At 69.9% G+C, this 12677-nt stretch carries 10 protein-coding genes; 7 read left to right on the top strand and 3 right to left on the bottom strand.

Annotated elements, in window-relative coordinates:
- Positions 1 to 4: 4 nt before the first annotated feature.
- On the bottom strand, positions 5 to 1372 hold the full coding sequence (eccD, locus tag AB0M56_RS32965; protein WP_364183356.1) for a type VII secretion integral membrane protein EccD: 1368 nt from the start codon (positions 1370 to 1372) through the stop codon (positions 5 to 7).
- Positions 1373 to 1776: 404 nt separating this feature from the next.
- On the opposite strand from eccD, the gene eccCa reads away from it, so the two are divergent.
- From eccCa to AB0M56_RS32940, 5 genes are all read left to right on the top strand, one after another.
- Positions 1777 to 5787 (top strand): type VII secretion protein EccCa, encoded by a 4011-nt coding sequence (eccCa, locus tag AB0M56_RS32960; protein WP_364183353.1) that lies wholly within the window; start codon positions 1777 to 1779, stop codon positions 5785 to 5787.
- Positions 5788 to 5845: 58 nt separating this feature from the next.
- Positions 5846 to 7882, top strand: coding sequence for a type VII secretion-associated protein (locus tag AB0M56_RS32955; RefSeq protein ID WP_364183350.1), 2037 nt, complete (start codon positions 5846 to 5848; stop codon positions 7880 to 7882).
- 10 nt (positions 7883 to 7892) lie between these two features.
- Complete coding sequence (locus tag AB0M56_RS32950; protein WP_220246109.1) at positions 7893 to 8258, top strand: hypothetical protein; 366 nt, start codon at positions 7893 to 7895, stop codon at positions 8256 to 8258.
- Between the two features lie 244 nt (positions 8259 to 8502).
- On the top strand, positions 8503 to 8826 hold the full coding sequence (locus AB0M56_RS32945) for a WXG100 family type VII secretion target (protein ID WP_220246110.1): 324 nt from the start codon (positions 8503 to 8505) through the stop codon (positions 8824 to 8826).
- A gap of 58 nt (positions 8827 to 8884) precedes the next feature.
- Entirely contained in the window at positions 8885 to 9169 is a 285-nt protein-coding gene (locus AB0M56_RS32940; protein WP_364183346.1) for a WXG100 family type VII secretion target, read from the top strand.
- Between the two features lie 149 nt (positions 9170 to 9318).
- Here the strand turns inward: AB0M56_RS32940 and AB0M56_RS32935 are convergent, their stop codons facing one another.
- Positions 9319 to 10134: a DUF4333 domain-containing protein gene (locus tag AB0M56_RS32935; RefSeq protein WP_364183343.1), complete on the bottom strand. Its 816-nt coding sequence runs from the start codon at positions 10132 to 10134 to the stop codon at positions 9319 to 9321.
- Positions 10135 to 10156: 22 nt separating this feature from the next.
- Positions 10157 to 11047, bottom strand: coding sequence for a hypothetical protein (locus tag AB0M56_RS32930; protein WP_364183340.1), 891 nt, complete (start codon positions 11045 to 11047; stop codon positions 10157 to 10159).
- A gap of 269 nt (positions 11048 to 11316) precedes the next feature.
- Here AB0M56_RS32930 and rplM point away from each other — a divergent pair, with 269 nt between their 5' ends.
- A complete protein-coding gene (rplM, locus tag AB0M56_RS32925; RefSeq protein ID WP_220246114.1) occupies positions 11317 to 11769 on the top strand; it encodes a 50S ribosomal protein L13 in 453 nt (150 codons plus the stop codon).
- A gap of 50 nt (positions 11770 to 11819) precedes the next feature.
- Positions 11820 to 12290 carry a 30S ribosomal protein S9 gene (rpsI, locus tag AB0M56_RS32920; protein WP_364183552.1) on the top strand — a complete coding sequence of 157 codons (471 nt, stop codon included), beginning with the start codon at positions 11820 to 11822 and terminating at the stop codon, positions 12288 to 12290.
- The last annotated feature ends 387 nt before the right edge of the window (positions 12291 to 12677 follow it).

The raw sequence follows: 12677 nt of genomic DNA, 5'->3' as shown, positions 1-12677 counted from the left end.
TGCCTCACTTGAGGTTCAGGTGGCGCAGCGTCGTGTAGAGGTCCATCACGCCGAGCGCGAGTGGTAGCACGACCGCGATGCAGATCGCCTCGAGGATCTCCACGGTGCGCCGCAGCGGCGGCGAGAAGCGCTGGTTCGGGAAGATCACGCCGACCACGAGCGAGCCCGCGGCGACCACGATAAGGGCGCCGAACACGTACAGCAGCCGGAACTCCGCCGTGGTGGCGAAGAGCCAGCCGACGAGGATGCCGGCCGCGGACACCATGCCGGTGGTGAGCAGCGCGATGGCCTGCGCGCCATTGGCGTACGCGCGGGCGCGCAGCAGCAGCACCAGCGTGGCGATCACACCGAGGATCACCCCGAAGTAGCCCGGTGCGGTCGCGGCGAACACGGCGGAGATCGCCGTGGTGGCGCCGCAGCCGATCATCAGACCGGTCATGTAGTCGTGGGCGACCGCGGTGCGCTGCTCGATGGCCTCGTAGTCCGGGAAACCGGAGTCTTCCTTCAGCTCCTCCGCGGTGCTGGGCACGTGCGGCAGCGGGAGCTTCGCAAGCCAGATCGTGGCGCGCGGCAGGATCGAGATGCAGGCGAGTGACACGGCGACCGCACCGGCGCCCACGCCCGCAGGGGTCGCGCTGGGCACGAGCGTGGCGACGAGGAACGCGATCGCGCCGAACGCGCCGGCCGTGGCGGCGGCGATGAAGACGCGGATGCCGGCGCCGATGATGAGGATGCAGACCGCCGAGACGATCAGCACGAGCACCGCGCCCAGCAGCAGGTTCGCCCGCACCGAAAGGCCGGGCACGATGTAGAAGCCGCTCACGAACGCCAGCGGCAGGCCGCCCGCGGCGGCGATCAGCACGCCGGTGGCTTCGGCCTGGTAGCCCTTCGCGAGCGTCGCGCCGACCGCCACGCAGGCGATCGCGCCGAGGCCGCCGGCGATGGCCGCGCCGAGCGCGCTGCCGCCGTAGAGCGAGCCGCTCATGAACAGCGCCAGCGCGGAAATGAACAGCGCGAGGCCGCCGGCGACGTGGCCGAAGCGGCGCGCCGTCTCCTTGGTCCACGGGCGGAAGCTGTCGGGCGTCGACTCGGCGATGGCGTCGACCACGTCGTCGTACAGCGGCGGCGGCGGGTTCTCGTTGCGCTTGCGCAGCTGCAGCAGTTCGCCGTCCACGACGCCGAGCGACGCCAGCGTGCGGCTCGGGTCGAGCGGGGCGTCGCCGAGCTTGGCCAGTGCCCAGCCGCCGTGGCGCGCGCCGCCGTCGGGCGAGGTCTCCTTGGCCATCTCCAGCAGCATCGGCAGCAGGTCGGCCACCGCGACGTCGGCCGGTAGCGCGACGTCGATCCGGGTGTTCGGTGCGACCACCGTCACCCTGCTGAATACCGTCGTGCCCGTTGCCACTAGATGCCCCCGCTCTGAAGAGTCAACTCCCGGGGCAACTTATACCGAACCCGGGAGCCGGGATCATCGACTGTCCGAAAATCCTTGGCGAAAGTACACCGGCCGGACGACGGACGGGCGGCGCGACCAGGTGGGATCGGCCGATTCGGGTCCTTGCTGTCGGTGGTGGGCCGTACACTCCGGGGATCAGAGGAAACGGGTTCGCGGGCGAGATGCCGGACGTGCCGGTGTCCGTCAGTATCCGATGAGGGGGCAAGCTCGGTGCACTTCCGGGCGTTGGCCGGAATTCCCCGGCGACGTTCGATAGGTTGTCACGCGCGCCCGAGCGCAGGAGCCGGCCGGCATTCGTCGAGTTGGAATAGAGGGGTCCTTCGATGAGCACGCTTCAGTTCAAGAAGTCGCCACGGCTGGCGGCGCCGCGTCCGCCGGGCGGCGAGGTGCACCTCGAACCCCCACCCGAAGTACCCCGCACGATCCCGGGCAACATCGTCGCGAAGGCGATTCCGGGGGTCATGATCTTCGCCTCGCTCGGGATGATGGTCTTCATGTTCACGGCGGGTGGGAAGAACCCGACCACGATCATGATGAGCGGCATGATGCTGATGGGCACCGTCGGCATGCTCGCCGGTGGTGGCGGCAAAGGCGGCGGGGCCAAGAAGGCCGAGATGGACGAGGACCGCAAGGACTACCTGCGGTACCTGGGCCAGATGCGCGACCGCGCCCGCGAGGCGATGGTCGACCAGCGCGCCGCGCTCGAATGGGTGCACCCCGACCCGCAGTCGCTGTGGTCGCTCGCGGCCAGCCGCCGCATGTGGGAACGCCGGCAGAACGACCAGGACTTCCTGCACCTGCGCGTCGGCCGCAGCTCCCACCGCCTGGCCACGCGGCTCGTGCCGCCGCAGACCGGCCCGGTCGACGAGCTGGAGCCGATCGCCACCCTCGCGCTGCGCCGGTTCGTGCGGGCGCACTCGATCGTGCCCGACCTGCCCACGCAGATCACCCTGCGCGGGTTCGCCGCGGTGAGCATGCAGGGCGAGCGCTCGCTCACGCGTGGCCTCACCCGCGCGATGCTCGCGCAGCTGGTCGCCTTCCACAGCCCCGACGACGTGATGATCGCGATCGCCACCGCGGGCCGCGCGAAGGAGGAGTGGGAGTGGGCGAAGTGGCTCCCGCACGTCCAGCACCCCACGATGTCCGACGGCATCGGCCAGCTCCGCATGATGGCCGGCTCGCTCGCCCAGATCGAGCAGTGGCTCGACGAGGAGCTGCGTGACCGGCAGCGGTTCTCCCGCAACGCCACGCCGGCGCCCGACCAGCCGCACGTCGTGATCATCATCGACGACGCCGAGGTCACGCGCGAAGAGCAGATCATCCTCGAGGAGGGCTTGGTCGGCGTCACGCTGGTCGACCTGTCCGACACCCTCGGGAACCTGTCGGCCCGCCGCGGGCTGCGGCTCGTGGCCGAGCCCGACCGCCTCGGCGCGCGCAGCGCCGGCGGCGTCGAGTGGTTCGGCCGGCCGGACACGCTGTCGGTGGTCGAGGCCGAGGCGCTCGCCCGCCTGATCGCGCCGTACCGCGTCGGAGGCGGTGGCGGCACGGAGGCGTCGGACGACGAGCCGTTGCTCTCGAACCCCACGCTGCTGGAGCTGCTCGGCATCCCGGGCGACCCGATGACGTTCGACGTGCAGGGCGCCTGGCGCCCGCGGCCGGTGCGCGACCGCTACCGCGTGCCGTTCGGCGTCGGTGAGTACGGCCAGGCCGTCGAGCTGGACATCAAGGAAGCGGCGATGGAGGGCATGGGCCCCCACGGCCTGTGCATCGGGGCGACCGGTTCCGGTAAGTCGGAGTTCCTCCGCACGCTGGTGCTGGGCCTGCTCGCCACGCACTCGAGCACGTCGCTCAACATGATTCTCGTCGACTTCAAGGGTGGTGCGACGTTCCTCGGCCTGGACAAGGCCCCGCACGTCGCCGCCACGATCACCAACCTCGCGGGCGACCTCACGCTGGTCGACCGCATGAAGGACGCCATCGCGGGCGAGGTGTCCCGGCGCCAGGAAGTGCTGGCGAAGGGCAACTACAAGAACGTGTGGGACTACGAGAAAGCGCGCGAGAACGGCGCCGACCTCGACCCGCTGCCCGCGCTGTTCATCTGCATCGATGAGTTCTCCGAAATGCTCACGGCGAAGCCGGACTTCATCGACATCTTCCTCCAGATCGGCCGTGTCGGCCGGTCGCTGCAGATGCACATGCTGCTCGCGTCGCAGCGGCTGGAGGAGGGCAAGCTGCGTGGTCTGGACACCTACCTGTCCTACCGGATCGGTCTGAAGACCTTCTCGGCCGCGGAGTCGCGCGCGGCGATCGGCGTGCCGGACGCGTTCGAGCTGCCGTCGATCCCGGGTTCGGGCTACCTCAAGTACGACACGTCCACGATGGTGCGGTTCAAGGCGTCGTACGTGTCGGGCCCGTACCGCCCCGCCGGTATCAAGGCGGCCGGGCCGGTGGCCACGGTCGTGCGCGCGGACAAGCGCCCGCAGCTGTTCGTGCCCGACTTCGTCGAGCTGCCGCCCGAGCCGGAGCCGCAGTTCGAACCGGTCGAAGAGGTGGCGAAGCCGAAGGAGTCGGAGGAGGCCACCGAACCGAGCGAGCTCGAGGTGATGGTCGACCGGTTCATCGGCCAGGGCCCGCCCGCGCACGAGGTGTGGCTGCCGCCGTTGGACGAGTCCAACTCGCTCGACACGATGCTGCCGAACCTCAACCCCACCGACGACCGCGGCCTGTCCCCGGTCGGGTTCTTCGGCAACGGTCGGCTGCAGGTGCCGCTGGGCATCGTCGACCGGCCGTTCGAGCAGCGGCGCGACCTGCTGTGGGCCGACTTCTCCGGTGCCGCCGGTCACGCGGTGATCGCCGGTGGTCCGCAGGCCGGCAAGTCGACCATGCTCCGCACGCTGATCATGTCGATGGCGCTCACGCACACGCCCGATGAGGTGCAGTTCTACGCACTCGACCTCGGTGGTGGCACGCTCGCCGGCCTTGCCGATCTGCCGCACGTCGGTGGCGTGGCCGTGGCCCGGCGCGAGCCTGACAAGGCCCGCCGGATCGTGGCCGAGCTGACCACGCTCATGACCGAGCGCGAAGGCCGGTTCGGCGCGCTGGGCATCGACTCGATGACCGAGTTCCGCAACCGCAAGCGCCGCGGCGAGATCCCCGCCGAGCAGGACCCGTTCGGCGACGCGTTCTTGATCGTGGACAACTGGCGTGCGATCCGCGACGACTTCGACGAACTCGAGGCGTCGATCACGCGGCTGGCCCAGCAGGGTCTGTCATACGGCATCCACGTGGTCATCTCCGCCAACCGGTGGGCCGACCTGCGCCCGGCGATCAAGGACATGCTGGGCACCCGGTTCGAGCTGCGCCTCGGTGACCCGACCGAGTCGGACATCGACCGCCGCATCGCGGTCAACATCCCGGCCGGGCGTCCCGGCCGTGGTCTGACCCGCGACAAGCTGCACATGCTCACGGGACTGCCGCGCATCGACGGCTCCAGCGACGCCGAGTCGCTGGCCGCGGGTGTGGCCGACGCCGTCGCGAAGATCCGCGGCGCCTGGCGTGGCCGCACCGCACCGCAGGTCCGCCTGCTGCCCGAGATGATCACCTACGAAGAAGTCCTCAAGATCGACGCCAACCGCAACACGAAGCTGGTGCCCTTCGGCGTCAACGAGGACAACCTTGCTCCGGTCTACCTCGACTTCGACGCCGAGCCGCACTTCTTCGCGTTCGCCGACGGCGAGTCGGGCAAGACGAACCTGCTGCGCCAGATCGGCCGCGGGATCGCCGAGCGGTACTCGCCGCAGGAGGGCGTGATCCTCCTGGTCGACTACCGGCGCACAATGCTCGGCTTCCTCGAGGGCGACTCGCTGCTCGGGTACGCCGTGTCGTCGAACCAGCTGGACAGCATGGTCAAGGACGTGCACGGGTCGATGACCCGGCGCCTGCCGGGCCCGGACGTCACGCAGGACCAGCTGCGCAACCGGTCGTGGTGGACCGGGCCGGAGCTGTTCATCCTGGTCGACGACTACGACCTGGTGGCCACGCAGACGTCCAACCCGCTCAAGCCGCTGGCCGACTTCCTTGCCCAGGCGAAGGACGTCGGCCTGCACCTGATCATCGTGCGCCGCACCGGTGGTGCGTCGAGGGCCTCCTACGACCCGGTCATCGGCAAGCTCAAGGAGATCGCGGCGCCGGGCATGGTCATGAACGGCTCGAAGGACGAGGGCGTGCTGATCGGCAACATCCGGCCCGCCGCGATGCCGCCGGGCCGGGGCGTGATGCTCAGCCGCAAGAACGGCCGGCAGCTCGTGCAGGTGTCGTGGATCCAGCCCGACTGATTTCGGTGGCCGGCCGCGGCGTGCGCGGCCGGTGCCCGGGCGACGGCAGGAGTGACGGGTGACGGTGCGGGTCGCGGTGGACTTCGGGACCACCAGCACCTGCGTCGTCGCCTCCGTCAACGGCCGCGAGCCGCAGGTCGTGGTGATCGACGGCCAGCCGTTGATGTCGTCGGCGGTCTTCGCGGCCGCCGACGGCACGCTGTTCGTCGGCCAGGAGGCCGAGCGGCAGGCGGCCGTCGACCCGTCGCGCTACGAACCGAACCCGAAGCGGCGCATCGACGAGGGTGACCTGCTGCTCGGCGACTCCGTGCTGCGGGTCACCGACGTCGTCCACGCCGTGCTCGGCCGGGCGGTGGCCGAGGCGCGCCGCATCGCGGGCGACGCCGAGGTCGACCTCCTCGTGCTCACGCATCCCGCAGACTGGGGTGCGATCCGCACCCGGCTGCTGCGGCAGGCCGCGGGCGGGCTGGCGCGCGAGGTCGCGCTGGTGCCCGAACCGGTGGCCGCGGCCGTGTACCACGCGGCCACCTTCGCGCCCGTCGCGCAGCCGGACGGGCGGACCGTGGAGTTCAGCGGCCGCCCCGGCGAAGCGCTCGCGGTGCTCGATCTCGGGGCCGGCACGGTCGACGTCAGCGTCGTGAGGCGGCTGCCCGAGGCCGGGCGTGGGCCGGGCGCTCGTGGCGGCTTCCAGGTACTCGCGACCCGTGGCGACCCGAGCTTCGGTGGTGCCGACATCGACCAGGCCCTGCTGGAGCACATCGGCTCGCTCGTGTCGGGCGCCGATCCGGACGCGTGGCAGCAGCTGGTCACGGGCCGCGAGCTCGCCGACCGGCGCCGTCGCCGCGTGCTGCGCCAGGACGTGCGCGGTGCGAAGGAGACGCTGTCGCGCCACACGTACACCGACGTGCCGATGCCGCCGCCGTTCGCCGACGCGCACGTGACGCGCGAGGACCTCGAGAAGCTCATCGCGGCGCCGCTCGGGCGCACGGTGGAGCTGACCAGCGCGGCGATCGCCGACGCCGGGCTGCGGCCCAAGCAGCTCACCGCGATCTTCCTCGTCGGCGGTTCGAGCCGGATCCCGATGATCTCCCGCCTGGTCCACGAGCGCACCGGCGTGGTGCCCACGAGCCTCGACCAGCCGGAGACGGTGGTGGCGCGCGGCGCGCTGCGGGCGGTGCTCGTGGACCCCGACCGCACGGGCGCGCTGCCCGGCGCTTCGGTGGGGCGCCGGGCCGGTGCGCCCGGCGGCGTTCCGGCGGCCGAGCAGCGCACCGAAGTCGTGCGCCCCGGCGGCGAGCTGCCGAGCGCGCAGGCCGACGGTGACGGCCGCACCGAGCTGTTGTCGCGGCCGGCTGCGCCACGGGTTCAGCCGAGGCCCCAGTCCGTGCCTCAGTCAGGGTCGCCGGTTCCGGTCGTCCGGCCGACGCCGGGCCGAGGTTTCGCCGGACCTGCGCCAGGTGGGCCGCGTCCCGCTCAGCCGGGTGGTCCAGGCCGCCCGCCGGGACAGCCGTGGCCGCCGGAGAGCGGCGGCACCGGCAAGAGCGCCGGCCGGAAGCGGCTGTGGGGGATCGGCGCGGTCGTGGCGGTGGTCGTGGTCGTCGCCGCGGTGGTGCTGTTCGTGGTGAACCAGGGCAGCGGTGACGACCCGGCGGGGCTGCCGGGCAAGACGTTCGTCCAGTACGACTTCAGCGTCAGCGCGCCCCAGGACTGGGTCCAGACCTCCGACCAGGTCGCCGATCGCCAGGTGATCCTGCACCCGCAGGACGCGTCGGCCGGCAACGACCTCGTGGTCGCCCAGGAGTTCGTGATGGACTACGACGCGACCGTCGACCGCGCGCAGCTCGTGAACTCTTTGCAAGCGCAGGCGGCCAGGGACCCGAACTACAGCGCCTTCGATCCGAACCTGACGTACGGTGGCCGCACCGTGATCGGGTACCACCAGCGCAAGAGCGACCAGCTCACCGTGAGCTGGTACGTGGTGGTGCAGGGGAAGATCCGGGTGCACGTGGGGTGCCAGTACGAAGCCCCCGCGTTGCGGCAACGCGTCGACACGGCCTGCGAGCAGATCGTGTCGACGCTGAAGATCACCAGCTGAAGGAGTGCCCGTGCCGTCGGAACCCGAGTCCGCCGCGGCGGCTTTCACGCGAGCGGGGCAGGACGCGGTCACGCACGCGCGCCGGGTCGCCGGCACCGCGCTCGCCCGCAACGTCCGCCACCGCGAGGACAACCGGGAACTGATGAAGGCCTACGCCCGCCACCGGCTCGCGGGCGGCGGCGCCGTCGAACCGACTCCGCGGGTGCTGCGCGGTGCCGCCGCCCGGTTCCGCGCGGCGTGCGGCCTGCCGATGCCGCACCTGCCGACGGAGGCCGAATTGGTCCGGTCCGAGCCCGAAGTTCCCTCGCCGGCCGCACGAACGAGTGATGACGAAGAGGACTTTTCGCAGTTGCGAATCATGAGCCGGGAACCGTGAAACTGGTTCATTCCGGCTGTGCGTGTGCTAATTGCCCAGTAGGCCAAGGGTTTTGCGACTTTTCCCGGCGGCGTCGCGCTCGGCTCGGCGGCGTCGGTTCCCCCGAGTGGCGTTCACGCAAGCAACTACTTGGGAAATCTCGCACCAAGGGTGAACCGAACCTGGCACTGTCTTCGTCGTAGGGGTGTACGGCGGAAACAGGACGCCGGTACGCACGACCAATGAGATGAAGGGGGTAGTTCCCATGGCGGCTGGCGGCTTTGAAGGAACTCCGGAAGAGTTCACCAACGCTGAGAACCAGGTCACCGATGTTCGCGTCGCGATGGACCAGCGGCTCTCCACGCTGCAGGGCGAGATCGAAGCCACCCGCGCGGGCTGGGACGGCGAAGCGGCTCAGGCGTTCAACAACGTCATGCAGCGCTTCGACGAGTCGGGCAAGAAGCTGAACCAGTCGCTCCAGCGCATTGCGGACCTGCTGCAGGAAGCCGGCTCCAAGTACCAGCGCACTGAAGCCGAGCAGAACGAAATCGTGAGCAGCTTCAACAAGGGCTTCGGCGTCCTCGGCTGAGTCGAGCGTCAACGTTCAGTTCATCCATTCCACACCCCGACTTTGACAGGAGTACGACATGGCACGCATCCTCGTTGACCCGGCCACGATCCACCGGGCGGCTGACGACTGCAACTCGACCACCAAGGACCTGAAGTCCTCGTTCGACCGGCTCAAGGAAGACCTGAGCAAGCTCACGAACACCTGGACCGGTGCGGCCAAGGACAACTACCTGAAGGCCCAGGCCGACTGGGACAACAGCTTCAACGACCTCACCCAGCTGCTGGCGCAGATCGCCATCGCGCTGCCCGAGATCGCCGACGGTTACACCAAGACCGACAAGGACGTCGAGAACCTCTTCTGATTCTCGGGTTCTGACGAAACCACGGCGGGCTCCGCACTTCGGTGCGGGCCCGCCGTTTTCGTTGTGGCGCAATCGTGTGCGGGGCAAGTTTTCGTGTGTGGGAAAGGCGATTCGCCGCGTCCGGTGTGGACTGGCGCGTCCCCGGGCACTCAGTGCGGCGCGCCGATCTCGTACTCGGGCTTGTCGTTGAGCACCCGCACAGTGACCTTGCGCGGCTGCCCACCGAGCTGCAGCGTGCAGTCGAAGGTGGTGCCGTTCTGCGTGGACTCACCCGAAGGGCAGGCCACGTTCTTCACGTCGGGTTCGCCGTAGTTCTCGGCGAGCACGCGGGAAACGCCGTCCTGCAACGACTTCTGGTCGAGCGTGTCCCCTTGGAACGCGCCAAGCAGCCACGCCGCGCCGCCGCCGATGATCACCACGGCCACGGCCGCGCCGGCGATCACCCACGGCCGCTTCGAGCGCGGGGCCTTCTTCACGGCTTCGGCGGAGAACGCGCCGAGTCCGCCGTACGTCGTCGGCTGGAACCCGCCGCCGAACGCCGCGCCCGGCTGCTGCGGCGGCACGCCCGGCACCTGCTGCGCCTGCTGTCCGGTGGCGTAGGGCTGCTGCTGCAGTCCGCTCGCCGGGTTCGCGTACGGCTGCGGACCATTCGCCGCATACTGCTGCGGGGCGACACCGGGGTACGACTGCGCTCCCGGGTTCACGTACTGCTGGGGATTGGCGTACGGCTGCCCGCCGGTGTTGGGGTACTGCGCCGGCGTTCCCTGCGACCACGGGTTTTGCTGCTGCGGCGGGTTTTGCGGCTGCTGCCACGCACCCTGCTGAGCGCCACCTTGCTGCGTCGGGCCCTGCTGCCACTGGCCGGCGTACTGGGCTTCCTGCGCACCAGGGCCGCCGGCTGCGGGCGCCGCGGGGGGTTGCCACCACTGCTGTGGTTGCCGGTGCTGCTCGGGCGGCTGGGTCATCGGAGGTCACCTCGGGTGCTCATCAGTTGCCCTGCAGCTGGGCGAGCCGGTTGTAGAAATCCTGCTTCGCGGCGTCGTCCGGCAGCGCGGTGATCTGGCTCGCGTCCGGCAGCTTCGGCAGGTCCTGCACGGTCGCCTCGCCGGTGAAGCGGAAGTCGTAGTTGAGCTCGATGTTGTGGCCGTCGCCGGAGAACTTGGCGGCCATCACGAACTCGGCGAGCGAACCGTCCGGCTTGAGCTTGATCGTGGTGGGGATCACGGACTTGTTCAGCTGCGGCCCCACCTCCTTGAGCAGCGAGTCGGGCAGCAGCTCCACGCGTTTGTCGAGGAACTGCGAGAAGGGGACGTTCACGGTCAGCTCCGCCGAGCCGTCGGCCGAGCTCTTCGCGCCGCGTACGGCCTTCTTGTCGGCGTTGTACGAGTCGTCTACGGCGTTGGCCATCTTGCAGGCCGTGAGCACGCCACCCCACGCGCACGGCTGGATCAGCCCGGCCTCGGGCTTCGGCATCGACACCCACGCCGTCGGCTCGAGCGACTTGTACGTGGGGCCGAGGTAGACGTACTCGAGCGTCCCGTCGGCGGGGGTGAACGTGTCGATGATCTCGTCGGGGTTCTTCTGCGACCGGTTGTGGACCACGCGGCTCTCGGGGCTGCCGGTGCGGGCCGAGGTGATCACGCTGTGGATCCACTTGTCGTCGAACTTGAAGTAGGCGTCGGCGGAGTTGGTGACGTCGCGCGCGTCGAGGATGGAGTTCTCGAGCTTCGACATCGCCTTCTCGAACTTGGCGCCGACGTAGGCCGAGGCCTGGTCGCCGTTGGGCAGCGCGGTGCCGGCGCGGGCCTGCCCGCACGCGGTCGCGAGCACCAGCACGGCGCCCAGGGCGAGCGCCGCTTGGCGTGCCCGTTTCGTCATCGCTTTCCCCCGGGGGTGTTCGGCTGTCCGCGCGGATCGTCTCATCTTGACGGGTCACGCGGGCCCGCGTGGGTGGTTCGGTGACGTCGGCCGGTAGAATCATCGGTGCGGTCCGAGGTGCCCGGTTTCGGGGGTCTCGACCGGCGGGCACCCCCCGCTGCACGGGTCACGTAAGCAGAGGCGTATCTTCATATGTCGTTGTGCGTTGCGGCGCGTCAGCGCTAGGCCCGCACAGAACCCACACGCAATGTTGACGACGAGGTAGACCCTTGCCCACGTACAGCCCCAAGCCCGGCGACGTCACTCGTGCCTGGCACGTGATCGACGCCGAGGATGTCGTGCTCGGCCGGCTCGCGACCGAGGTCGCCACGCTGCTGCGCGGCAAGCACAAGCCGACTTATGCCCCGCACGTGGACACCGGCGACTTCGTCGTCATCGTCAACGCCGAGAAGGTCGCGCTCACTGGTAACAAGCGCGACCAGAAGTTCGCGTATCGCCACAGTGGCTACCCCGGTGGTCTGCGCAAGCGTTCCTTCGGCGAGCTGCTCGACACCAAGCCCGAGCACCTTGTCGAAAAGGTCGTGAAGGGCATGCTGCCGAAGAACAAGCTCGGCCGCGCCATGGCCAAGAAGCTGAAGGTGTACGCCGGCCCGCAGCACCCGCACGCCGCGCAGCAGCCGCAGGCGCGCGAGATCACCAAGATCGCGCAGGTCGCGCAGTGAGTGAGGAACAGTCTGTGACCAGCACCGAGACCGAGGCCGTCGAGGCCGTTGTGGCCACGTCGGAGACCCCCGCGGTCGGCGACGCTGTCGCGACCAGCGAGACGCCCGCCGCCCCGCGCCCGTCGCGTGCCGCGGGTGGCAACGCCCAGACCGTCGGCCGTCGCAAGGAGGCCGTGGTCCGCGTCCGCGTCGTCCCCGGTACCGGTGAGTTCAAGCTCAACGGCCGCACCCTCGCGGAGTACTTCCCGAACAAGGTGCACCAGCAGCTCATCCGTGAGCCCCTGGTCACGGTCGACAAGCCGGACTCGTTCGACATCTTCGCCAACCTCCACGGCGGCGGCATCTCGGGCCAGGCCGGCGCTCTGCGCCTCGCCATCGCCCGCGCCCTGGTCGAGGTCGACGCCGACGACCGCCCGGCCCTCAAGAAGGCCGGCTTCCTGACTCGTGACGCGCGCGCCACGGAGCGGAAGAAGTACGGCCTCAAGAAGGCCCGTAAGGCTCCGCAGTACTCGAAGCGCTGATGGCGTAGGTGGTCGTGGGGGAGTCTGCGGCTTCGTTCGCAGGTGAGCCATGCTCACGCCTGGCGGCGCTTCGCCGGGGCTCTCTCCACGATCACATCGGGGGTCGAACCCCCAAACCCCCGCCAGGGGGCAAGCCCCCTGGACCCCCAGTGGGTCGCGCTGGCTTGGTGCGTTGCCGGCCGCGCGGGGTCTGAAGTGCTTGGCCTCGTGAGAGGCAACCTCGGGAGCGCCCATCCGTCCACCGGATGGGCGCTCTCGTGCTTTCCGCAGTGGTCACGAATGCTGTCTGAACGTGTTCTCTGGGACCTCATGCGTCCCATCTGCCCCACAGTGATGCATTTCGCGCGCGGTCCGCGACATTCCTGGGGTGGGGGCAGGGCCCGGCCG

The sequence above is a fragment of the Amycolatopsis sp. NPDC051372 genome, from assembly GCF_040682095.1.
In the GTDB taxonomy this organism is placed as follows: domain Bacteria; phylum Actinomycetota; class Actinomycetes; order Mycobacteriales; family Pseudonocardiaceae; genus Amycolatopsis.
Note: the sequence above shows the minus strand (reverse complement) of the source record. Positions and strands in the feature narration are given on the sequence as shown.

Coding starts and splice junctions, on each gene's coding strand:
- eccCa (WP_364183353.1), top strand. CDS start 1,777: ATGAGCACGCTTCAGTTCAAGAAGTCGCCACGGCTGGCGGCGCCGCGT.
- AB0M56_RS32945 (WP_220246110.1), top strand. CDS start 8,503: ATGGCGGCTGGCGGCTTTGAAGGAACTCCGGAAGAGTTCACCAACGCT.
- AB0M56_RS32940 (WP_364183346.1), top strand. CDS start 8,885: ATGGCACGCATCCTCGTTGACCCGGCCACGATCCACCGGGCGGCTGAC.
- AB0M56_RS32935 (WP_364183343.1), bottom strand. CDS start 10,134: ATGACCCAGCCGCCCGAGCAGCACCGGCAACCACAGCAGTGGTGGCAA.
- AB0M56_RS32930 (WP_364183340.1), bottom strand. CDS start 11,047: ATGACGAAACGGGCACGCCAAGCGGCGCTCGCCCTGGGCGCCGTGCTG.